18 protein-coding genes are annotated in these 23,512 nt (G+C 61.1%); 7 read left to right on the top strand and 11 right to left on the bottom strand.

Features of this window, described 5'->3' with window-relative positions; translation table 11 throughout:
• The first annotated feature begins 139 nt into the window (after positions 1-139).
• Genes cobG through cobJ form a run of 4 tightly spaced genes read left to right on the top strand, consistent with a single transcriptional unit; the run spans position 140 to position 4,491 of the window.
• Positions 140-1,438 carry a precorrin-3B synthase gene (cobG, locus tag AC1MDC_RS18955; protein ID WP_480393489.1) on the top strand — a complete coding sequence of 433 codons (1,299 nt, stop codon included), beginning with the start codon at positions 140-142 and terminating at the stop codon, positions 1,436-1,438.
• Positions 1,431-2,057, top strand: coding sequence for a precorrin-8X methylmutase (locus AC1MDC_RS18950; RefSeq protein WP_085703445.1), 627 nt, complete (start codon positions 1,431-1,433; stop codon positions 2,055-2,057). Before cobG ends, AC1MDC_RS18950 begins: the two co-directional genes overlap by 8 nt.
• Complete coding sequence (locus AC1MDC_RS18945; RefSeq protein ID WP_371917944.1) at positions 2,054-2,788, top strand: precorrin-2 C(20)-methyltransferase; 735 nt, start codon at positions 2,054-2,056, stop codon at positions 2,786-2,788. Before AC1MDC_RS18950 ends, AC1MDC_RS18945 begins: the two co-directional genes overlap by 4 nt.
• The gene (gene cobJ, locus AC1MDC_RS18940) at positions 2,788-4,491 is read left to right on the top strand and encodes a precorrin-3B C(17)-methyltransferase (RefSeq protein WP_480393488.1); all 1,704 of its coding nucleotides are present in this window, start codon (positions 2,788-2,790) and stop codon (positions 4,489-4,491) included. The genes AC1MDC_RS18945 and cobJ overlap by 1 nt, the downstream gene beginning before the upstream one ends.
• A gap of 87 nt (positions 4,492-4,578) precedes the next feature.
• Here the strand turns inward: cobJ and AC1MDC_RS18935 are convergent, their stop codons facing one another.
• Entirely contained in the window at positions 4,579-5,229 is a 651-nt protein-coding gene (locus AC1MDC_RS18935) for a hypothetical protein (RefSeq protein WP_085700992.1), read from the bottom strand.
• A gap of 230 nt (positions 5,230-5,459) precedes the next feature.
• Here AC1MDC_RS18935 and AC1MDC_RS18930 point away from each other — a divergent pair, with 230 nt between their 5' ends.
• Together AC1MDC_RS18930 and AC1MDC_RS18925 are read left to right on the top strand one after the other, a co-directional pair.
• Positions 5,460-6,278: a hypothetical protein gene (locus tag AC1MDC_RS18930; RefSeq protein ID WP_480393487.1), complete on the top strand. Its 819-nt coding sequence runs from the start codon at positions 5,460-5,462 to the stop codon at positions 6,276-6,278.
• A gap of 57 nt (positions 6,279-6,335) precedes the next feature.
• Positions 6,336-6,998 (top strand): hypothetical protein, encoded by a 663-nt coding sequence (locus AC1MDC_RS18925; RefSeq protein WP_085703449.1) that lies wholly within the window; start codon positions 6,336-6,338, stop codon positions 6,996-6,998.
• 100 nt (positions 6,999-7,098) lie between these two features.
• Here the strand turns inward: AC1MDC_RS18925 and AC1MDC_RS18920 are convergent, their stop codons facing one another.
• The 8 genes from AC1MDC_RS18920 to prmA form a co-directional block, all read right to left on the bottom strand.
• On the bottom strand, positions 7,099-7,695 hold the full coding sequence (locus AC1MDC_RS18920; RefSeq protein WP_085700989.1) for a MarC family protein: 597 nt from the start codon (positions 7,693-7,695) through the stop codon (positions 7,099-7,101).
• A 62-nt stretch (positions 7,696-7,757) separates the two neighbouring features.
• A complete protein-coding gene (locus tag AC1MDC_RS18915; RefSeq protein ID WP_266202076.1) occupies positions 7,758-10,535 on the bottom strand; it encodes a hybrid sensor histidine kinase/response regulator in 2,778 nt (925 codons plus the stop codon).
• A 102-nt stretch (positions 10,536-10,637) separates the two neighbouring features.
• Positions 10,638-11,930 carry a phosphoribosylamine--glycine ligase gene (purD, locus tag AC1MDC_RS18910; protein WP_085700987.1) on the bottom strand — a complete coding sequence of 431 codons (1,293 nt, stop codon included), beginning with the start codon at positions 11,928-11,930 and terminating at the stop codon, positions 10,638-10,640.
• A 155-nt stretch (positions 11,931-12,085) separates the two neighbouring features.
• Positions 12,086-13,693: a bifunctional phosphoribosylaminoimidazolecarboxamide formyltransferase/IMP cyclohydrolase gene (gene purH, locus AC1MDC_RS18905; RefSeq protein WP_085703452.1), complete on the bottom strand. Its 1,608-nt coding sequence runs from the start codon at positions 13,691-13,693 to the stop codon at positions 12,086-12,088.
• A gap of 82 nt (positions 13,694-13,775) precedes the next feature.
• Complete coding sequence (gene fis / locus AC1MDC_RS18900; protein WP_002555375.1) at positions 13,776-14,096, bottom strand: DNA-binding transcriptional regulator Fis; 321 nt, start codon at positions 14,094-14,096, stop codon at positions 13,776-13,778.
• Entirely contained in the window at positions 14,093-15,103 is a 1,011-nt protein-coding gene (gene dusB / locus AC1MDC_RS18895; protein WP_085700985.1) for a tRNA dihydrouridine synthase DusB, read from the bottom strand. Before dusB ends, fis begins: the two co-directional genes overlap by 4 nt.
• A 185-nt stretch (positions 15,104-15,288) precedes the next feature.
• A complete protein-coding gene (locus tag AC1MDC_RS18890) occupies positions 15,289-16,548 on the bottom strand; it encodes a DUF3426 domain-containing protein (protein WP_480393486.1) in 1,260 nt (419 codons plus the stop codon).
• A gap of 30 nt (positions 16,549-16,578) precedes the next feature.
• A complete protein-coding gene (prmA, locus tag AC1MDC_RS18885; RefSeq protein WP_085700983.1) occupies positions 16,579-17,457 on the bottom strand; it encodes a 50S ribosomal protein L11 methyltransferase in 879 nt (292 codons plus the stop codon).
• Positions 17,458-17,651: 194 nt separating this feature from the next.
• Here prmA and AC1MDC_RS18880 point away from each other — a divergent pair, with 194 nt between their 5' ends.
• Positions 17,652-21,602: a type III effector 1 gene (locus AC1MDC_RS18880; RefSeq protein ID WP_480393485.1), complete on the top strand. Its 3,951-nt coding sequence runs from the start codon at positions 17,652-17,654 to the stop codon at positions 21,600-21,602.
• Between the two features lie 65 nt (positions 21,603-21,667).
• Here AC1MDC_RS18880 and accC read toward each other — a convergent pair whose 3' ends face one another.
• The gene (gene accC / locus AC1MDC_RS18875) at positions 21,668-23,023 is read right to left on the bottom strand and encodes an acetyl-CoA carboxylase biotin carboxylase subunit (RefSeq protein ID WP_085700981.1); all 1,356 of its coding nucleotides are present in this window, start codon (positions 23,021-23,023) and stop codon (positions 21,668-21,670) included.
• Between the two features lie 17 nt (positions 23,024-23,040).
• Positions 23,041-23,511: an acetyl-CoA carboxylase biotin carboxyl carrier protein gene (gene accB / locus AC1MDC_RS18870; protein ID WP_085700980.1), complete on the bottom strand. Its 471-nt coding sequence runs from the start codon at positions 23,509-23,511 to the stop codon at positions 23,041-23,043.
• Position 23,512 lies beyond the last annotated feature (1 nt).

Raw genomic sequence — 23,512 nt, 5'->3', positions numbered from 1 at the left:
GCCCCTCAAAAAAGTGTCCGCAAACGCGCCGTTCCGACGGGCAGACTTTTCATGCCGTCGGACAAAGCAGGCATAATACCGCGCCTTCGTCCGCGAAGCGCCTTTCCCACAGAGCTGCCAGCCCTTGAACGAACGCCCGATGTCCAACGCCATACGCCCCTCGGCCTGTCCGGGGTTGCTGCGTATCGTCCAGGCGCTGGATGGCGGGATCTGCCGGATCAAGCTCGATGGCGGGTCGATCACGGCCGATCAGGCCGATGCGGTGGCCAACACCGCCGAGCGATTCGCCGGCGGGGCTATCGAAGCGACCAACCGGGGCAATCTGCAGATTCGTGGCATCGGCGATCAGTCCGCCGCGCTGATCGACAGCCTGCTGGCCGCCGGTCTCGGGCCACGAACCGCGGCGGGCGACGATGTTCGCAACCTGATGCTCAGCCCGGCGGCCGGCATCGACCGGCAGATGCGCTTCGATACCCGTCCATTGGCCGGGCAGATCCTCGAGACTTTGCAAAGCCATCCGCGCTTCCATGAACTGAGCGCCAAGTTCGCCGTGCAACTGGACGGCGGTGAAGCGCTGGCGATGCTCGAACATCCCCATGACTTGTGGCTGTCGGCATTCAAAAGCGGTGAAGACACGCTGTTGGCGTTCGGTCTGGCGGGTTGTCCGACGGACCGGCCGCTGGCTGCCGTGGCGCTGGCGGATGGGCATGCGCTGGTGGTTGCGGTGCTGGAGCTGTTCCTCGATCTGGCCCGGCCGGAGCAGACGCGAATGCGTCATCTGCTGGATGAATGCGCGGCGCCGGTGTTCCTCGAAAAACTCGGTCAACGGATCAAACTGCAAGCCGCCACAGATTGGCAGCGCGAAGCCGGACCCGAAGGTTTGCACCTCGGCATTCATCCTCAACCCTCGGCCGGTCAGGTGTATGTCGGTGCTGCTCCGGCACTCGGCCGGCTCGATCCGGACATGCTGCGTGGCGCTGCGCAACTGGCCAGAAACTTCGGCGATGGCAGCTTGCGTTTCACCTCTTGGCAGAGTCTGTTGCTGCCCGATGTGCGGGAAACCGATGCGGCTCAAGTGCTCGACAAATTGGCCAGGCTGAACCTGCTGACCCATGTCGAAGACCCGCTGTCGCACCTGATCGCCTGCACCGGCGCCAACGGCTGCGGCAAAGGCCTGGCCGACACCAAGCACGATGCCCGCCTGCTGGCTGCGCTGTTGCCACATGCCGTGGATGTGCACCTGTCCGGCTGCCCGCGCTCCTGCGCTGCTGCACACCGTGCCCCGGTCACGCTGCTGGCGGTCGGCCCCGGTCACTACGATCTCTATTTCCGCGATGCAGCGCTGCCGGGTTTCGGCGCGCTGCACGCTCACAACCTTACTATCGAAGCGGCCGCGACCCTGCTCGCCGCCCGCTCACGGAGCCCCCTTGATGCTTGATTACATCCGCGACGGTCAGGAGATCTATCGCAATTCCTTCGCGATCATTCGCCGCGAGGCCAACCTCGCGCGCATCCCGGCCGACCTGGAAAAACTTGCGGTGCGGGTGATCCACGCCTGCGGCATGGTCGAGGCCATCGACGGGCTGCAATTTTCCGAAGGAGCCGGCAAGGCGGGGCGTGATGCGCTGGCCGCTGGCGCGCCGATCCTGTGCGATGCGCGGATGGTCTCCGAGGGCGTGACCCGTGCGCGCCTGCCGGCCAACAACGAAGTGATCTGCACCCTGCGCGACGACAGCGTGCCGGAGCTGGCGCGTGAGCTGGGCAATACTCGCTCCGCTGCCGCTCTGGAACTGTGGCGTCCCCATCTGGCGGGCAGCGTGGTGGTGATCGGCAATGCGCCGACTGCGCTGTTCTATCTGCTGGAAATGCTCGACGCCGGCGCGCCGAAACCGGCGCTGATCCTCGGCTTCCCGGTCGGCTTCGTCGGCGCTGCCGAATCCAAGGCCGAGCTGGCCGCCAACAGCCGTGGCGTGCCGTTCGTGATCATGCAGGGCCGCCTTGGCGGTAGCGCCATGGCCGCCGCTGCGGTCAATGCCCTCGCCACGGAGGTCGAATGATGCAGGCTCAAGGACGTTTGATTGGTCTGGGCGTCGGCCCCGGTGATCCTGAACTGATTACCGTCAAGGCCCTGCGCCTGCTGCGCGAATCGCCGGTGGTGGCGTACTTCGTGGCCAAGGGCAAGAAGGGCAACGCATTCGGCATTATCGAAGCGCACCTGCAGGACGCGCAGAACCTGCTGCCGCTGGTGTACCCGGTGACCACCGAAGTGCTGCCGGCGCCACTGTCCTACGAGCAGGTGATCAGTGATTTCTACGATGACGCGGCAGAGGAAGTGGCCGCGCACCTGGATGCCGGTCGCGATGTGGCGGTGATCTGCGAAGGTGATCCGTTCTTCTACGGCTCCTACATGTACCTGCACGATCGTCTTGCCAGCCGTTACGAAGCCGAAGTGGTGCCGGGCGTCTGCTCGATGCTCGGCGGCGCATCGGTGCTGGGCGCGCCGCTGGTGTATCGCAATCAGAGTCTGTCGGTGCTGTCCGGCGTGCTGCCTCATGACGAGCTCAAGCGTCGCCTGGCCGATGCCGACGCGGCGGTGATCATGAAGCTGGGACGCAACTTTCCAAAAGTGCGTGAGGTGTTGGGCGAGTTGGGCCTGGCCGGGCGTGCGCTGTACGTCGAGCGCGCGACCATGGCCAACCAGAAGATCGTGCCGCTGGATGAGGTCGAGCCGATGTCGTCGCCGTACTTCTCGCTGATCATTGTTCCCGGCGAACGGTGGCAAGGCTGATGACCCATTCCACACCGGCCATCGTCATTCTCGGCCAGGGCGCGCTGGCCACGGCCCGTCGCCTGCAGCAGGTCTATCCGGCTGCACAGATTCATGGACTGAAAGGGCGCGTCGAAGGCGCCGACCTGACCTACAGCGAATTCGGTGCGACCCTGCGTGAGCTGTATCAACAGGACACGCCGATCATTGCCTTGTGCGCGGCCGGCATTGTCATCCGCACCCTGGCGCCGCTGTTGCTGGAGAAAGGCGTCGAGCCACCAGTGCTCGCCGTGGCTGAAGACGGCAGCGCCGTGGTGCCGTTGCTCGGCGGCCTCGGCGGGGTGAATGTCATGGCCCGCGAGATTGCAGCAGCGCTTGAAGTCGCTGCGGCGATCACCACCAGCGGCGAGTTGCGTTTCGGCACCTGTCTGCTCAACCCGCCGGGCGGTTACGCGCTTGGCGATCTGGAGCAGGGCAAGCGCTTTGTCTCCGACTTGCTCGCCGGCCACAGCGTGCGCATTGATGGCGAGGCGCCGTGGCTTGAGCAGGCGCAGCTGCCGGAGGATCCACACGCGCAGCGCTCGATTCATGTGGGCAGCGATGCCCGCGCGGCGAGCGCCAGTGAGTTGCTGATTTATCCGCGCAGCGTAGCGGTGGTGGTCGGTTCAGAAGTGACCGATCTGCCGCACGCAATTCGCGAGGCGTTGCAGCATGCCGGTGTGGCGATTCAATCGCTGGCCTGTCTGGTGGCGGTTGATGTTCAGATGGCCAGCCCGGTCTTGCGTGAGGCAGCGCTTGAACTGGCGGTGCCGTTGCGCTTTGTCGCGCCGGCCAGTGACATCGGTGAGCTGGCTCGCGACGCCGTCCCCGACGCTCGAATCATCACGACATCCCAAGACCTTGCCATCGCCGTGGCCGGACAGCCGCTGGACGTTTCGCGGATCGGGCGCCCGCGCGGTCGTCTGGCGGTCATCGGCCTCGGTCCGGGTGCGGCAGAGCTGATGGTGCCGGCGGTGAAAGCCGAACTGGCACGCGCCACCGACGTGCTCGGCTACGAAACCTACGTGCGCATGGCCGGCCCGTTCCGCGATGATCAGGTGCAGCATTGCACCGATAACCGCGAAGAAATGCAGCGTGCCCGTCATGCCTTCAGGCTGGCCGCCGAGGGCCGTTCGGTGATTGTCGTTTCATCGGGTGATCCGGGCGTGTTCGCCATGGCGGCGGCGGTACTCGAAGCGTTGCACGAGTCGACGGATCCGGCATGGCACAGCGTCGACCTGGAGATCCTGCCGGGTGTTTCCGCGTCACTCGCCACCGCTGCTCAGGCGGGTGCACCGCTGGGTCACGATTTCTGCGTGATGTCGCTGTCGGACAACCTCAAGCCGTGGTCGATCATCGAAAAACGTCTGGATCTCGCTGCCGAGGCCGATCTGGCATTGGCGTTCTACAACCCGATTTCCCGTGCCCGTCCGTGGCAACTGGGGCGAGCGCTGGAAATCGTCGCGCAACACCGCACGCCGGAAACGCCGGTGGTATTGGGGCGCGATATCGGCCGGCCAGGGCAGACACTGCGGGTGACAACATTGGGAGCCCTGACCCCGGATCAGGTGGACATGCGCACCATGGTGTTGATCGGCTCATCCACCACTTGCACCTTCCCGCGTGCCGACGGCCGGGAGTGGGTGTATACGCCGCGCTGGTACGGGGAAAAGCCGGCAGGCTGATGCCCCTGGCTTCCAGGGAACGCCAGGCAATAACCGACAAGGCCGCGAATTGAATATTCGCGGCCTTGTCGGTTATTGCCTGCAGGTTTATTGCTGCGATTTCCTCAATGCAAAACGGCTCGCGGTAATCTTTGAAAGTGCGGCTTCCATTTGCCTTCTTTGTGCGTTGAGTTCGCTTCGATTGAGTTTAAGAAACGCACTGCGCTGAATGAGCTTTGCAGAATTTTTGCTCCAGGACCAAAACAGGAAACTGTTCTGCTCGACGCTGGCAACCAGCTCAATATTGAAAATGGCCAGGTGCAGGTCGCCGTTTGAGTCATACCGAGTGGGTGCAACTTGAAAGCGCCGGCCTCTATGGCTCTCGTTATCGAGCGAAAGTAATGCGGGTTTGTCGGGTTTCAGGGCATCCAGAGTGTCCATCATCGCGCTGGCCTGACGGACATCATTCATTTTCTCTGCGCTGAGTACCAGAAAGTCGGCGATGCTTCCATCAAGCACTGTCGTTGTTCTGGTCGTGACAGTACCCTGATGAAGCTTCCAGCCCAGATACATTAACGTGCGTAAATATTCTTCCAGCCAGACTTCAGAATCGGAATAGCGGTTGTGGGCCATGTCGGCTGAACGGGTGGCGACGCGGGTACAGTCAGTCAGGTCGTTATAGTCTTGAAGCGACAAGTTGTCGATGCAGGAAATAATGTTGTGTTGAGTGAGTGCGCCAATTGGAGTCTCATTGTTCATCGTGTTCTCGGTTGTCAAATGGCATTTTCAATGTGCGGTGTATCTTGCAAGCTCCGGGCGGTGTTTGAAATGCAGTATTTGTAAGTATTTTGGTTTTTTAGAGTGGCGCGTGAAAGTTAATATGTTGAATTAAGTTGAGGGTGTTCGTTTGGTTGTTCGTCAGTTAGTTTTGTTTGCGCTTGAACAGTGAGCGCAAAAAAACATTACTGGTTTATGGAGTTGGAGTTGTGATGGAAAATACAAAAAACAGCGAACAATGTGTGTCGTTGGTAAAGGCACGTATCGCCAAGCGTCTGGAGTTGGGTGCTGAAGTCATGGGCACTGCGCGTGCCAAGGCCTTTTTCACGGTTGATCCGACCAGTCCGACCAAGGAGCTTGATGCAGTTGTTCTGGCGAACGCGCTGGTGGGTTATGGCGAAAATATTACCCTTGAGAACATGGCAATTATCGAGAATCTGATCAAGTTCGCCAAACTCGAAGCGAATTTCGAGGTGCCTGGGAATAATCCGGAACAGTGGTACCACGCATTCTTGCAGTGTATGGATGACCTGGGGTGTTTCGTTGCGGATTCCGGCTACACGGTTTATGAAAAGAACGCTGCGACACTGACGATGGATAACGTCGTAGTGGATATCGTTAAGTCCGGTATTGCGGCTGCGAAAGCTGCAATTCCAGGTGCTACAGCCCTTTCCGCAATCGTTGATACAACACTCGACTCCTTGAAGAAAGAGCCCGAGGCTATCAATCTTTATAATCGCGAAGTGACCAAAGACAAAGGCGTCAGAATGGCGGTCTTGCCGTGCGACCAACTGGCGAACGGTATTATTCTGACTTCCCTGTCGTCGATAGATAGCTCAGGAAGTGAAAGTGAAACTTCGCCGCTGTTTTTCAACTGGAAAACCTCTGGGCGGAGAATCTTTCGCGGCAGTGCCTATCTCACCTTCAATCCTCTGCGTTATTCGGAATTGAAGGCTGACCTGGAGGAGTACCTGGGCGAGCACTTCAAGGCGGCACTGAGCAAGCGTTTTGAACGACGCAAGAAAAAATAACCAATGGTTGCGAAGGCTGGCGAATGTGATCGCCAGCCTTGTTGCGGAGTTAAACAGATGACTTACTCGTTATATGTAAACGCGGGTGTCGTTCTGGCTGTATCGCAGGCGCTGTCCCCCGCCATTAAAAAAGATGTGCTGGATACGGTAGCTTTCGCCACGCTGGCGGCGGACGAGGATTTTCCGGGAGAGCTGAACGACGAACAATGGTTTGGTACCCACTCAGACATGCTGACTTCCTGTGGCTGGAGTCTGTTTGCTCATGAGATGGATCAGGTGCCATTGATCAAAGGGCAATTTCTTTCAGCAAGGGCCGCTATCGGGCATGTGGCTGAATTGCGATTGCCTGGTCACCAGGCTGCGGTGATCTCGGCTGCATTGGAGGCGCTGGCTTCAGTCACCAGAAGTGGTGAATTGCCCGAGCGATTTAGCCAGCATTGCCTGGTGAGTGACGCTCAGACGTCGTGGCTCAGGGCAATGGTCGGGATCGTTGAAGACGATGGGATTCTTAGCATCGTTTCCGTGTCGTTCAACACTTCGGAACAATCCGGAAAAGGGAAGGTGTCGCCGGATTCTGGTCGACGAGCTACTCGTCTTACTTATGCGGCGCGTTTCAATCAGGATCAGTTTGAAGCATTCCGGCAAGACACGATCGAATGGCTGGCCCAGGAGCCGCAACCCGCGTACATCGAAATCGGCGTGTTTTCGGGTCCAGTGTGAAAACAGGTCAGGTGCGGGCACGTAGTCGTGAACGGCAAGTTCACGACTTTTTCGTTTTATCCGAATGGTCTGGTTGTCTGGATTTTGCACGACGCCAGATTCAGGGCACCAGATAGCCCTTGATGCCGGTAAATATGATCTGGGCCGCCAAGGCACAGACAAACAACCCCATCAGTCGGCTGACAATCTGCAAACCCTGGTCTCCTAGGATCCGCTCGATGCGGTTCGACAGGTACAGCACTACGCCCACCGTGAAGCTGGCCAGCGCGATACTGAGGATCGCTGTGAGCTTGTCGTCCCAATGGGGCTGGCTCACGCCCATCACCAGGAGTGCACCGATGGTCCCGGGGCCAACCGTCAGGGGGATGGTCAGCGGGACTATGGTTACGTCCTGCTGCACGTTATCGGCTTGTACCGCAGACTTGCCCTGGGCCATCCCCAGCGCTGAGATGAACAGCACGCTGCCGGCACCGATACGGAATGCGTCCACGGTAATGCCGAATACGTCGAAAATCACTCGGCCGAACAGATAAAGCAGGACGCTGGATACCAGTGTGGCAATCGCCACTTTCCACGCCAGGCGACGTTGTTCCTTGCGCGAATAACCGCGGGTCAGGCTGATAAAGCAGGACAACACGAAGAACGGGCTGTAGAGCACCAGCATCTTCAGGTAAACGCTGAATAACACGTGGAGCATGGCGCGGGCTCGCTGGCGGGAAAGTCGTGGGCAGTCTATCAGGCGCTATCGGGTCTGTCGGCTTACGACGGTTGGGTTGTTGCGCGGTTCTGTTGATCACGCTGGGCCACCCAGTGCTCGATCAGCTCGCGCAGTTGCGACAGCTCCACCGGTTTGGCCATGTGCCCGTCCATCCCGGCCTGACGCGCACGTTCCTTGTGTTCGGCGAGGATGTGCGCGGTCAGCGCGACGATCGGCGTACGGGTGCGCTGATTGCCGACTTCCCAGGCCCGCAGTTGCTGGGTGGCGGAGAATCCGTCGAGGATCGGCATTTCGCAGTCCATCAATACCAGGTCGTAGCGCTGGGCTTTCATCGCCTGCAAGGCCTCTTCGCCATTGCTGGCGGTGTCGGGCTGCAGGTTGAGTTTGCCGAGCATGCCGCGGATGACCTTGGTCGAAATCGTGTTGTCTTCGGCCACCAGAATGCGGAAATCGCTTGGCACCTTGACCGGCGCTGCGGGACTGGCCGGCTGCGGCTGAAACACAACCTGGCCACGGTTGCGCTGGTTCAGTTCGTCGGCCAGCGTGGTCTTGAGGGTGTAGCCGGCCACCGGTTTGGCCAGGATGCGCTTGATCCCCGAGTTGCGTGCGATGATCTTGCTCGGCGCATTGCTGATGCCGGTGAGCATGATCAGCAGGATGTCGTGGTTCAGGCTCGGGTCTTCCTTGATCTTGGCCGCCAGTTGCATACCGGTCATGCCGGGCATGTTCTGGTCCAGCAGGACCACGTCGAAGTAATCACGAAGGTGCGCCTTGGTGCGCAGCAAGGCCAATGCTTCCTTGCCCGACGGCACGGCGCTGACGTTCAGGCCCCAGGCGCTGCATTGCTGCACCAGCACCTTGCGGCAGGTGTCGTTGTCGTCGACCACCAGCACGCGCGCGCCTTGCAGCGGGCTGTCGAGGTCCGAGGTCGGGTGCTCCAGGCGATCAGGGTCCAGCGGCAGGGTCAGCCACAGCGTACTGCCCTGGTTGGCGCCGCTCTTGATGCCGAATTCGCCCTGCATCAAACGGATCAATTGGCGGGCGATCACCAGCCCAAGATTGCCGCCCAGGCGGTTGGCCGACAGGAAGTGCTTGCTGTGCAGCTCGGCATGCATCAGTGCGTCGCGCTCTTCCTGATCCATGGGCTGGCCGCTGTCCTGAACGGCAATGCGCAGACGTGGCCCGGTGCTGCGTTCGTCGAGGGCGACCACCACCAGCACTTCGCCTTCTTCGGTTTTCTTCAGGGCGTTTTCCAGCAGGCTCAGCAACGTCTGGCGCAGACGCGTCGGGTCGCCGCTGATGACCCGTGGCACTTGCGGCTGGATGAAGCTGATCAGTTCGACGTTCTGTTGCTCGGCCTTGGCGCGGTAGATGCTCAGGCAATCGTCGATCAGCGCGTTGAGGTCGAACTGCACGTCGTCCAGTTCGATCTGCCCGGACTCGAGCCGCGAGATGTCGAGGATCTCGTTGATCAGGGTCAGCAGTTCGTTGCCGGCGCTGTGGATGGTCTGCACGTAGTCGCGTTGTTTGACCGACAGCGGCGTGCCGAGCAGCAGCTCGGTCATGCCCAGTACGCCATTCATCGGCGTGCGGATTTCGTGGCTGATCTTGGCCAGGAATTCGGCCTTGGCATTGATCTCGGCGTTGCTCGCGGCGAGGTCGCGGCTGATGCTGAAACGGCTTTCGGTGATGCTGCGCTGACGCTCGCCGAGGGCGATGCTCATCAACAGGCCACTGATGCAGATAAACCCCGTCAGGACCATGATCAAGCCCTGCGGCGCCACCAGGGTCAGCCCCAGCAAGGCCGGAAGGATGATCAACGTGCCGATGTTGAACACCACCATCGCGGCAACGAACAACCGGGCAGGGCGGTAGCCTTTCTGCCAGTGATAGAAACCCACCAGCAACATGCTCAGCCCGGCCAGGGCCACCAGCGCGTAGGTGATGATGTTCAGCGGCAGGGTGTTGACGAACAACAGCAGCAGGCTGCAGATCACGATGAACAGGATGTCGCCGATCAACAGCTTGTTCAGCGGATGCGGGCCGAGCGGAGCGAAGAAACGGTAGGCGAACATCAGGCCCGCAGGTGCGGTCAGCAGCAAGGCCAGGTAGGCACCGGGAGTCTGGATTGCGTGCCAGTTCGGCAGCCACGGACCGAGGAGGTTGAGCAACAGCAACAGGCTCAGGCTCAACAGGCCCTCACACACCGCGAGCCACAGGCTGCTGCGCGAGCGGGTATAGGCGTAGCGGATCAGGTTGTGCAGGATCAGCATCGCCAGACAGCCGAAGAGCAGGCCGTAGATCAGCGTCTGATTGTGATTGGCCGCGGCCATCACCGCCGACTGCAGGGTGATGTACGGGCGCAACTGGTGATCGGAAACCAGTCGCAGGTAAACGTCGAGGGGTTTGTCGCTCTGCGGCAACGGCAGCATGAAGTCGCTGCTCGGCAGCGGTCGCTCCACCTGGGGCTGGGTGGTGCCGGTGTCGCGCTGTTCGATCAGGCGGTCGCCGTCGAGGACATACAGATTGAGGTGCGACAGGTCGGGGGCGAAGATCCGCAGCACTTGTTCGTGCTTGCCGGGCGCCAGTCTGAAGCGCAGCCACAAGGCGCCATCGGGTTCGGCCGCGGTCAGGCGGTCAAGCTCGATAGGACTGAATTGATTGGTGTAGCGGGCGGAGCGGATATCGCTCAGTTGGAGGTTGCCCTGATCGTCAAGCAATACCGACCAGCCACTGCCTTGCGCGGCCTGGGCCGGCAGCATGCAGAGCATGGTCAACAGCGTGACAGTGAAGCCTATGGCAATCCTGAGCCAGCGCACGGCGAAATCCCTTCGTAGGTTGATGCCAGAATATAACGATGCGCAGCGTCGGAACAGTCCGGCAGGGGCGTTGAGCCCCTGCCGGAAACACAGCGTAGCTTATTACCGGGATTCGCCGCGTTCACGGGCAATGGCGCGGTAGCCAATGTCGGTGCGGTAGAAGCAGCCTTCCCAGTCGATGGCCTTGGCCAGTTTGTAGGCCTGCTCCTGGGCGGCACCGACGCTGGCGCCCATGGCGGTGGCGCACAGCACCCGCCCACCGGCCGTCACCACGTTGCCGTCCTTGAGCGCGGTACCGGCGTGGAAGACCTTGCCTTCCAGTGCGGCGGCTGCGTCCAGACCGTTGATCGGTGCGCCCTTGGCGTAGTCGCCCGGGTAACCGCCGGCGGCCAGCACGATGCCGACGCTCGGACGTGGATCCCACTGCGCTTCAACCTTGTCCAGCGCCTGAGCCAGTGCCGCTTCGACCAGCAGCACCAGGCTCGATTGCAGACGCAGCATCACCGGTTGGGTTTCCGGGTCGCCGAAGCGGCAGTTGAACTCGATGACCTTCGGATTGCCGGCCTTGTCGATCATCAGACCGGCGTACAGGAAACCGGTGTAGACGTTGCCTTCATCGGCCATGCCGCGCACGGTTGGCCAGATCACCTGGTCCATCACGCGCTGGTGCACGTCGGCGGTAACCACCGGAGCAGGGGAGTAGGCACCCATGCCGCCGGTGTTCGGGCCGCTGTCGCCGTCGCCGACGCGTTTGTGGTCCTGGCTGGTGGCCATCGGCAGGACGTTCTTGCCGTCGACCATGACGATGAAACTGGCTTCTTCGCCGTCGAGGAATTCTTCGATGACGACACGCGAGCCGGCATCGCCAAAGGAGTTGCCGGCGAGCATGTCACGCACGGCGTCTTCGGCTTCGGCCAGGGTCATGGCAACGATCACGCCTTTACCGGCGGCCAGGCCGTCGGCCTTGATCACGATCGGTGCGCCTTTTTCACGCAGATAAGCCAGGGCCGGCTCGATCTCGGTGAAGTTCTGGTAGTCGGCGGTCGGGATTTTGTGGCGCGCGAGGAAGTCCTTGGTGAAGGCTTTGGAGCCTTCCAGCTGCGCGGCACCGGCGGTCGGACCGAAGCAGTCCAGGCCACGAGAGCGGAACAGGTCGACGACGCCGGCCACCAGCGGCACTTCCGGACCGACGATGGTCAGGGAAACGTTTTTCTCGGCAAAGTCAGCAAGCTGCTCAAGGGCCAGCACGTCGATCGCGACGTTTTCGCACTTGGCTTCAATCGCGGTGCCGGCGTTGCCCGGCGCGACGAAAACTTTCTGCACTCGCGGATCCTGAGCCACTTTCCAGGCCAGTGCGTGTTCGCGGCCACCGCTGCCAATGATCAAAACATTCATTTCAAAAACCTCGGATGACGCTAATTCTGTTGAGCGCCGCTGGGGCGCTTTTCTGTGGGAGCGAGCTTGCTCGCGAAAGCGGATTTTCAGTCACATCTGAATTGAATGTGCCGCCGTCTTCGCGAGCAAGCTCGCTCCCACAGTGGATCGTGTACTTAGTGGCGGAAGTGGCGCATGCCCGTGAACACCATCGCGATGCCGGCTTCATCAGCAGCGGCAATCACTTCAGCATCACGCATCGAACCACCCGGCTGGATCACCGCCGTGATACCGACCTTGGCCGCATTGTCCAGGCCGTCGCGGAACGGGAAGAACGCATCGGATGCCATCACCGAACCGGCCACTTGCAGACCGGCGTGCTCAGCCTTGATCGCAGCGATACGTGCCGAGTTCACGCGGCTCATCTGGCCAGCGCCGACCCCGATGGTCTGACGGTTCTTGGCGTAGACGATGGCGTTGGATTTGACGAACTTGGCCACTTTCCAGGCGAAGATCAGGTCGTTGATTTCCTGCTCGGTCGGGGCGCGCTTGGTCACCACTTTCAGGTCGTCGGCGCCGATCATGCCGATGTCGCGGCTCTGTACCAGCAGGCCGCCGTTGACGCGCTTGTAGTCCCAGGCCGGAACGCGATCGGCCGACCACTGGCCGCAGGCCAGCAGACGCACGTTGGCCTTGGCGGCGACGATGGCGCGGGCTTCTTCGCTGACGCTCGGGGCGATGATCACTTCAACGAACTGACGCTCGACGATTGCCTTGGCGGTCTCGGCATCCAGTTCGCGGTTGAAGGCGATGATGCCGCCGAACGCCGATTCGGTGTCAGTGGCGTAGGCCAGTTCGTAGGCCTGACGGATACCGCCTTCGGCGTCCGGGCTCACGGCCACGCCGCACGGGTTGGCGTGCTTGACGATCACGCAGGCCGGTTTGACGAAGCTCTTCACGCATTCCAGCGCGGCATCGGTGTCGGCCACGTTGTTGTACGACAGTTCTTTGCCTTGCAGTTGGGTGGCGGTGGCAATGCCGACTTCGGCAGGCTTGGCCTCAACGTAGAACGCCGCGCTCTGGTGCGGGTTCTCGCCGTAGCGCATTTCCTGGGCCTTGATGAACTGGCTGTTGAAGGTGCGCGGGAATTCGCTGCGGTCTTCGGTGCTCAGGGTGTCGGCAGCCTGGTTCACGGTGCCCATGTAGTTGGCGATCATGCCGTCGTAGGCGGCGGTGTGTTCGAACGCCTTGAGCATCAGGTCGAAACGCTGGGCGTAGGTCAGGCCACCGGCCTTGAGGTTTTCCAGGACGTTGGCGTAGTCGCTGGCATTCACCACGATGGCCACGTCTTTATGATTTTTCGCCGCCGAACGGACCATGGTCGGGCCGCCGATGTCGATGTTCTCGATGGCGGTCGGCAGGTCGCAGCCTGGCTTGCTGATGGTGGCTTCGAACGGGTACAGGTTGACGGCTACCAGGTCGATCGGCTTGATGCCGTGCTCGTTCATGATCGCGTCGTCGATACCGCGACGACCGAGGATCCCGCCGTGGATTTTCGGGTGCAGGGTTTTCACCCGACCGTCCATCATCTCTGCGAAACCGGTGTAATCCGCGACTTCCACTGCGGCCACGCCGTTGTCCTGCAGCAGTTTGAAGGTCCCGCCGGTGGAAAGGATTTCCACACCCAGGGCTTCCAGCTCCCTGGCGAATTCGAGGATCCCGGTCTTGTCGGAAACACTGATCAAGGCGCGGCGGATCGGCAGGCGGGTAGTCTGGTCGGTCATCTCAATTTCCATCAAAAGCAAGGGAAGTCAGCAAAAAAGGCGGCCGGTTTTACGCGGGCGCCTTTCAGGTTTGATTGAATGCTTACAGCAGATCGTACTGCTTGAGTTTCTTGCGCAGCGTGCCGCGGTTCAGTCCGAGCAGCTCGCTGGCCTTGGTCTGGTTGCCCTTGACGTAGTTCATCACGCTTTCGAGCAGGGGAGCCTCGACTTCGGAGAGCACCAGGTTGTACACATCCGTGACGGACGCGCCCTCAAGGTGGGCGAAATAATTGTGCAGCGCCTTCTCGACACTCCCGCGAAGGGTCTGGCCTTCTTCGCTCGGGGTATTGAGGTGCTGTTTCAAATTCACGTTGTCGCTCACGGGTGTTGTTCCACTCACTAAAGTCTCGGTCATCATCGTCATGCGGCCACCCCTTCTCCGTCCCCTGCCAGGCTCTTGTAACGTTCGGCGAAGAACTCCCGAACGTTGGCGCATTGTGTTTCCGTACCATCCAAACGATTGAAGTGGGCGCGAAACTCCCTGGCGCCCGGCAAGGTTGCGAGATACCAGCCCACATGCTTGCGGGCAATTCGCACACCCATCACGTCCCCATAGAAGGCGTGAAGGGCGGCCAGATGCTCAAGCAGAATGCGTTCCACCTCAATCAGCTCCGGCGCCGGCAGTTTTTCGCCGGTACGCAGGAAGTGTTCGATCTCGCGAAAAATCCATGGCCGCCCCTGGGCAGCCCGGCCGATCAACAGGCCATCGGCACCGGTCGCGTCGAGCACGTAGCGGGCCTTTTCCGGCGATACGATGTCGCCGTTGGCAAAGACCGGAATCGACACCGCCTGCTTGATCGCGGCAATGGTGTCGTACTCGGCTTCACCGGTGTACAGGTCGGCGCGGGTGCGGCCATGCACCGCCAGTGCCGTGATCCCGGCCTGCTCGGCGATCTTCGCCACGGTCAGGCCGTTCTTGTTGTCGCGATCCCATCCGGTGCGGATCTTCAGGGTCACCGGTACATCAACTGCTGCCACAACGGCATGCAGGATTTCGGTAACCAGTGCCTCATCCTTCAACAGCGCGGAGCCGGCGGCCTTGTTGCAGACCTTCTTCGCCGGGCAACCCATGTTGATATCAATAATCTGTGCGCCCAGCTCGACGTTGGCCCGGGCCGCATCCGCCAGCATCTGCGCATCGCCACCGGCGATCTGCACCGAGCGTGGCTCGGGATCACCTTCGTGGATCATGCGCATGCGCGACTTGCGGGTGTTCCACAGGCTCATGTCACTGGTGACCATTTCCGAGACTACAAGCCCTGCGCCCAAACGCTTGCACAGCTGACGAAAGGGCTGGTCGGTGACACCCGCCATCGGGGCGAGGATCAAGCCGTTCTGCAATGTATATGGGCCGATGCGTACCGCCGACATAGGACTTCCCTGAAGTGGGGCCGGATCATGAGAGTTCGAAAAAGGGTTGGCATGATACCCGCTCTCGATGACTGGATAAAGGCTGAATTGAACAAAATCTGAACAGTTATTCTGTTATTACCGCCGGTTTGGTCATGCGCGGCGCAGTCAGAAAACTGCCGTCAATCCGGGAACGGTGAAGCGTTTCACTCGGGTGAGTGGAAACTCAGGCTGTAGTTCACCGCTTTGGGGCCTGGATCGAGGATGTCCAGAGCGATGTGGATCGGCGTCTGCGGCGGCATTTCCGCCATGCCTTCAAGGTCGCCGTTGAGGTATTCGCCGGGTTTGAAGCGACGACTGGCGATCAGGTGCCCGTTGAGGTCGGCGAAGCGCAACTCCAGCAGCGGAAACGGCTGCGAGAACGGCGCGCGGTTGTAAATGATCGCGTCCACCACCAGCGCACCGCTGAATTCCGGGTGGCTGCGCACCACCAGGTTGCTGCTCTTGATCTTGGCGATGTCCACCTTGGACGGCACCGTGCAGCCAATTTGCGGGCATATTTGCTGGAACCAAGGCCGGTACTGATCCTGGCGGGCCAGTTCATCGAAGTGATAGGCGATGTACTGTCCGCCCAGCCCGGCGGCGGCCAGCACGATCAGCAGCAGCCAGAGCAGGCGACGGCCCCAGGGCGAGCGGCGTTTCTGCCAGTCCAGTTGCAGCGGGTCGTCGGTCAGATCCTGCAAGGCTTCGGCGCGAACACTGGATTCGACGCGTTCGCGTTTTTTGCGCGCAGGTTCGATCAGTGCCAGTTCGTCGTCGATGTCGTCGCTGGCCGACAGGCGCTCGCGGCGGGCATTCGGGTCGATCGGGTCGTGCAGGCGCAGTTGCGGAATCGGCGGTTCGTCATCGAGATCCACCGGCTCCAGCGACAGCGAAGGCTCGGTGCGCTCCGGTCTGACCGGCTCGGCCTCGACAGCTTCGGGTGCCTCTTCGACGTCTGCTGCGCGCTCATCCGCCGGTTCGCTGAACAGGCTGTCCGGCCACGTCGTATCTTCCGGTTCGTGGCTGTCGCGGCGGGCACTCAGGGCGTCTTCACGCGGGCGGCCGAACTCGGTGGTCGGCTGGATTTCCCGCTGTTCAAGGCGAGCCAGTTCTTCGTCCAGATCCAGGCTGTCCAGATCCAGTTCGGCGGCACTCCATTGCTTCTGGCTGATGGCGCGCGGTTCGGGCGTTTCGACGATGGCCGGTGGCTCGACAGGCGCCGGCTCGCTGATTAACGGCGCCACCGGCGTGACCGGCGTGACCGCTTCCTTGCCTGCATGTTGCTCCAGCAATTGCTTGGCGGCATTGAACACTTGCAGGCAGGAGCCGCAGCGAACCACCCCGCGGGCCACGCTCAACTGAGCATGGCTGACGCGGAAACTGGTTTGGCAATGCGGGCACTGGGTGACGAAGCTGTCGGTCATGCGGCGGTCCGGATTGAGCAGGCGGTCATTCTAGCGCCGACGGCCGGTGATGCGCACCCAGCCATCACGATTGGCGATCGGGTCGAGATCGAAGTCTTGCGCGTAGGCAGCGGCGACTTCGTCACCTTGTTCGGCGAGGATCCCGGACAGTGCCAGGCGCCCGCCGGATTTGACCAGGCCGGACAGTTGCGGTGCCAGGGAAACCAGCGGACCGGCGAGAATGTTGGCCACCAGTACGTCGGCTTTGACCTGCGGCAGGTCTTCCGGCAGGTACAGCGCAAACAGTTCGTCAGCGATGTTGTTGCGCCCGGCGTTGTCGCGGGACGCTTCCAGCGCCTGCACGTCGATGTCGGTGCCCACGGCTTCTTTGGCGCCGAGCAGCAGGGCGGCAATCGCCAGAATCCCCGAGCCGCAGCCGAAATCCAGCACGTTGCAGTCTTTCAGGTCCTGGCCGTCCAGCCATTCCAGGCACAGAGCGGTGGTCGGGTGAGTACCGGTACCGAACGCCAGGCCCGGATCCAGCAGCAGGTTGACCGCGTCCGGCTCCGGTGCGGCGTGCCAGCTCGGCACGATCCACAGGCGCTGACCGAAACGCATTGGCTGAAAACCATCCATCCAGCTGCGTTCCCAGTCCTGGTCTTCGATCACTTCGCTGTGATGCTCGGGCAGCGGGCTGCCGGTCAGCAGTTCCAGATGGGCCAGCACCGGTTCCGGTTCGGTACCGCCTTCGAACAGCGCCAGCAAGTGGGTGTGCGACCACAGCGGCGTGGTGTTGAGTTCCGGTTCGAAGATCGGCTGATCTTCGGCGTCCATGAAGGTCACCGACACGGCGCCGACTTCGAGGAATGCGTCCTCGTAGGTTTCGGCTTGTTCCGGGGTGATGGCGAGACGGACTTGCAGCCAAGGCATGGCGGGCACCTTTGAAAATCTGTGGGGCAGCCCGAAGCTGCAAAAGCGCGCAGTTTACGCCAGGTCGCCGGCAAAGTGGACACACCGCTTGGCTGTTACACATTCGCGGCCGCGATATACCTATGTATGGCCTGAGCACTGTTGTCGGCAAATAGAGTCAGGGCTCATCTCTATGCAACAAAAGGCTGGGCGACATGGCGGATCAACAAGGGATTGTAGAAGAACTACCGGTAGCCGCTGCGTCTGCGGGGTCGGTGCAGGAGATCCTGCTGCGTATCACGCGCTGGCAGGTGATGATCGACAAGCGCTTGAACAGCCAGATGACGTTGCTCGAGGCACTGGAGCATTTCGCATTGACTGAACTGCGCAGGCATTACCCGGACGGCCATTTCGCCCCGGGTTTTGTGATTGCCCTGCTTGACGCCATTCTGCAAAAGCTTATCGACGGCCGGCCAGTCATGTTCCTGGCGCTCCAGGACGCGCCATTTCGCTGGCCGGGGGGCGCCGACCCTGGTTTGCCGTCCAGCCGTCATGAGCATGTTATCCGGACGGTGGATAGCGTTTCGCTGCATTTCCTTGACCAGTACAAAAAATACCTGCGAGAACATTGGGCGACAAAAGGGCAGGAAGCGCTGTTTGATCGTCTGGTCAAACGCAAGCTGCGGCGCTATATCAAGGACATCGAGTTGCTGTTGCACCGTGATCGACTGGCGGGCCTGACACTGGATCGATTGCGCAGCAAAATCGACCGGGTTCAGGCCCGGAGCACGCGTCGGTACCGGTTGACCGCCCTGGCAACCGGTGCAGAGAAAAAGATTCTCGAGGCGCATTCCTTCGCGCAACTGCCGTCATGGATGAAGGCGCTGAAGGAGCCGGAACGCGCCCTGTTGCGCGATTATCAGGAGCAGACCTCACTGGCCCAGTCAGCACTCGATGACCTGCTGCTGGGCTACGGCTCGTTGCGCGACTTTGCCCGCCAGCAGGCCATCGAATACATTCAGCTCAAGCTCGACATGACGGTTGAACCAGACCGGATCGACGTGCGGCTCAAATGGCGCTCGGCGGTCGGTGAGCCGACCCGCAATCGCAGCCTCAGTGATCTGCTGGCCTGCGGGCCGATCGGGCAGGACTTCGCAGCGGTACTGGAGATCAGCAGTCCTGCGCCATTGCGCAATCAGTCACTGAAGCCGACATTCGTTGCCGATATGCTGGCGATGCAGGATTACCCGGCAGACTACCTGCGAGTTCTCGCCGTGCAATATGAGCGCACAGAAGTACAAAAGGCGCTCATCGATTGGTTCGCCGCACGGCTTCGGCAGAGCGCATTCGTCGCGCGCTGCGCAGCTCATCTGTCGGATTCCGACCATGAGCGTCTGGAGCAGATGTGGTCTGGACACGCTATCAACAAACCGTTGCAAGTGGCCGCACTGACACTGCCCAACGGCATGCAATGCGCCGATCTTCTGGTGTTCTACCAGGCAGAAACCGAGCAAGTGGTGAATCACCTGGTGCTGTACGCGCCCAACAAACCGGACGGTCAGGAGTGGGTTCGGTTGCCGTCGATTGCGGCGTTGACCGGTGAAGTGTGGAGCTGGACACAGAGCGAATCCGGTCGTGAGTATCTGTTGCAGCAACTTTCGCCGACGGTACATCACGCTGCACGGGATTATCTTTTGGCCGCGGCGGCCAGCCCCGCTCTCTGGGGCATGCAGAGTGACCTTCGACGAGCGCCTCTGCCGTTTGCCGAATGCGTCGAAGCCGCTGCAAAAATGGGTCTGGCAAACAACCTGCAGCGGGTCGAGCAGGACAACTCGCTGCGCTGGTACACGACGCTGGGGCTCGAGGCCCGCCGGCACATCAGCAGTCTGAATCAGGAACTGATCGTTCATCAGCAGGTTTTCAACGAGCTGCTCGGCGGTTTCGAGGTTTTTGTTGATTTCGCCAAGCGCACGGTTGCCGCAGCGATCACGCCCTACATGCGCAGCAAGAACGTGCTGGAACCGGTCGATCCGGCCACCGTGTTGATCGATTACAACCCTGGCGTCGCCGACCGCAGGAAGCAGCAGGTGGCCACGCTGCTCGACCTGGCCATTCACGGCTACGATGACAACTCCGGCATCGAACATCCGAAAAAAGGCGTGCGATCGTCGGTTGGCCAGGATCTGAGCCTGGTGCGCAGCGCCGATCTGGCGCTGTTTCTGCGTCGGGCGGGGCTGGGTGAAAAATACGCCAGCGAGATCCGTGGCAAATATCTCGACCCGCGTGATGCAGCCTACGAACCGCGTCGCTTTGCCTATCGCAACGTACTGCTGTCAAAGATGGACCGTGATTTACGCGTGGCCAGAAGTCAGGCGCGATTGAGCGACGCGGTGTATTCGGCGCTGGTCCGTCAGGTCTCTCTGTTGAGCCAGGTGCCAGCACCGGGTGCGCATTTTCCCGGCGCGAGCATGGTCGAAAGTGACGGCGTGTTCAGGTTCACCGTGCGCCACCACGTCGTGCTCGGGGTTTATGTTCTGACCTCGTTCGACCCCGAGCCGTCCTGGTGGCTGTACACGCCTGACGCGCCCGACGGCGTTGTGGTGCGTGCATATCAATCACTGTTCGGCGATATCGCAGGCGCTTTGCATGACTACTTGATGGCGCGTACGCCGGTTGCCGCGCGCAGCGTCGTGTCGCGCACCCTGTATGCGATTGCGGCAAAAAAACAACGGGTCGATACGCTGTACGAAGCGCAGCGCCTGATTGACGCGCGCAGTGAGTTCAATGCGTACATCGAGCGCGCGGTTACGGATGTGCAGGACATCACCACCAGCCGTGCGCAAATGATCGAACGCCAAGTGGTCAAGGGGCTGATGTTTGCAGCCGCACCGTTTTGCATGGTGTTCCCTCCGTTTGCCTTGCTGCTTGATGTAGTGTTCATTGCCGTCAGCGCCGGTCGGGCGGTCGCTGCGCATCTGGAGGGTGACGTCGATGGCGCTCTCGGCCACTGGCTGGAGGCGTCGTGGGGAGCATTGTTCGCTATGGTCGGCGCTGGCAGTGCGATCAAGTGGCTGGGCAGCGCGGCCAGAAGTCTGAAGAGCACGATGAGGCCGGTCTCGTTGTTGTCAGAGCGTCTGAATACCGTGGCTCCGCTGCGCAGGGAAGCGCTGCCGGCGACCCGGGAAGTACGCTTCCATGCCAGGCAGGCCGTCAGCAAGAAGCCCGAGGGTTTGCAAAGGGTGAGCGAAGAAGGCGTCTTTTTCGGCACCTGGCGCAGCCCGCCCAGCGCTGCACAGCCGCACCCGGCCTATTACATTCGCAACAAAGGCAAGTATTTCCTGGTCAGGGAAAATCCGCATTTCGGTGGGCTGAGCCTGGTCGATGCCCGTCGCCCGAACGCGATCTATCAGCAACCGATACGTCTTGCTGCGGGCGGCAAGTGGGTACGCGCCAGGGTCGGACTCGCAGGTGGCAACGTGCGCGACCTTGGGCGCGTGAACAATTTGAATGATGCTTTTCCTGGAGGTGTCGAGCCGGTGCTGAACCGCGGCGCGCTGCAGGGCGAGGCCGTGGTGGCGGCTTTCCATCCCGGATCGCAAGATAACTACCTGTTTTCCCTGAATGCGCAGAGTTGCGTCATCGCCTCGCTGTATAACCCGACGACAAGAGCGGGGGCGGTCATTCATTTTGATCACAATATTCGTCCGTTGATCGAGCGAAGTGTCACGCAGGTGCTGGAGCGTCTGGGGGGAACACCGCAGAACATTCGCGCCACGCTGGTGGGTGGCGACTGGCTGTCGGCGGGCGCTGACATCGGCGGTCCGGTCAGGCGCGTGTTGCGCGAACAGGGCCTGCAGCCGACCTGGGATTACTGGTCATACTCGTCGTGCCTGGGCAACAGCTATGGCGTGGTGCTGAATCTGAACAATGGAGTCTCGAGAGTGTTCAAGCATTCCTCTGGTCAGATTGGCGGGCTGTACAACCCGCTTATCGCCAGATCGACCTATGCCACGGACGGCCTCTCGATACGCGCCCGAAACTTTACGAGGCGGTTCAAGCGCAGACCGTTACATGAAAACGCAGCAGGAGTGGTGGTCGATGATGCTGGCCAGCGGGCGTCTGACACAATGGTCGAGCAGCACGCGTTCTCCACGGTAATGGTCTGATGGCTTTGTTGCAGGTATAAAAAAACCCGATCCACAGGGATCGGGTTTTTCATGCCGCTTCAGCCTTACGACTGTTTGGCCAGCTTGTGCTCGAGGTAGTGAATATTCACGCCTCCTTTGCAGAAGCCTTCGTCACGGGTCAGATCACGGTGCAGCGGGATGTTGGTCTTGATCCCGTCGACCACGATTTCGTCCAGGGCATTGCGCATGCGGGCCATGGCTTCGTCGCGGGTCGCGCCGTAAGTGATCAGTTTGCCGATCAGCGAGTCGTAGTTCGGCGGAACGGCATAACCGCTGTACAGGTGCGAATCGACGCGAACGCCGTTGCCGCCTGGAGCGTGGAAGTGCTTGACCGTCCCCGGGCTCGGCATGAAGGTGCGTGGGTCTTCGGCGTTGATCCGGCACTCCAGCGCGTGGCCGCGGATGACCACATCTTCCTGGCGGATCGACAGCTTGTTGCCGGCGGCAATGCTGAGCATTTCCTTGACGATGTCGACACCGGTGACCATTTCCGAAACCGGGTGCTCCACCTGAACACGGGTGTTCATTTCGATGAAGTAGAAACGACCGTTCTCGTACAGGAACTCGAAGGTGCCGGCGCCACGGTAGCCGATGTCGATGCACGCCTGGACGCAGCGAGCGAAGACTTCCTGACGGGCCTTCTCGTCGATGCCCGGTGCCGGCGCTTCTTCAAGAACCTTCTGGTGACGGCGTTGCAGCGAGCAATCGCGGTCGCCCAGATGGATGGCGTTGCCCTGGCCGTCGGACAGAACCTGCACTTCGACGTGACGCGGGTTGGTCAGGAATTTTTCCAGATAGACCATCGGGTTGCCGAACGCTGCGCCCGCTTCGGAGCGGGTCAGTTTCGCCGAGGCGATCAGGTCTTCTTCCTTGTGCACCACGCGCATGCCGCGACCACCACCGCCGCCGGCGGCCTTGATGATCACCGGATAGCCGACTTCACGACCGATGCGCAGCGCCGTTTCCTCGTCTTCCGGCAGCGGGCCGTCGGAACCTGGAACGGTTGGCACGCCCGCTTCGATCATCGCGTGCTTGGCCGATACCTTGTCGCCCATCAGGCGAATGGTTTCGGCTTTCGGGCCGATGAAGGCGAAGCCGGAGTTCTCGACCTGCTCGGCGAAATCAGCGTTTTCCGCGAGGAAACCGTAGCCTGGGTGAATGGCGGTAGCGCCGGTCACTTCAGCGGCCGCAATGATTGCCGGGATGTGCAGGTAGGATTGCGCGGCAGAAGCCGGGCCGATGCAGACGGATTCGTCTGCCAGACCCAGGTGCATCAGCTCTTTGTCGGCCTTGGAGTAAACGGCGACGGTCTTGATGCCCATCTCTTTGCAGGCACGCAGAATCCGCAGGGCGATCTCACCGCGGTTAGCGATCAGAACTTTTTCCAACTTCGCAGTCATCAAAGGCTCTCCGCAGTTCAAACGATGGTGAACAGCGGTTGGTCGTACTCAACCGGCTGGCCGTCTTCGACGAGGATGGACTCGATCACACCGCTGGTTTCAGCTTCGATGTGGTTCATCATCTTCATGGCTTCGACGATGCACAGGGTGTCGCCTTTCTTCACGGTCTGGCCGACTTCAACGAAGGCTGGCGAGGTTGGCGAAGATTTGCGGTAGAAGGTGCCGACCATCGGCGAACGGGCAACGGTGCCGTTCAGCGCTGGAGCAGCAGCGGCAGCTGGAGCAGCGGCTGCAGCAGCAACCGGAGCGGCAGCGGCGGCAGGTGCAGCGGCCGGAGCCTGCATCGGAGCCGGTGCGTAGTACTGCTGCGCCGGGGTCTTGCTGTGACGGCTGATGCGTACGGACTCTTCGCCTTCCTTGATCTCGAGCTCGTCGATGCCGGACTCTTCCAGCAATTCGATCAGTTTCTTAACTTTACGGATATCCATG

The sequence above is a fragment of the Pseudomonas sp. 1 genome, from assembly GCF_056626735.1.
Note: the sequence above shows the minus strand (reverse complement) of the source record. Positions and strands in the feature narration are given on the sequence as shown.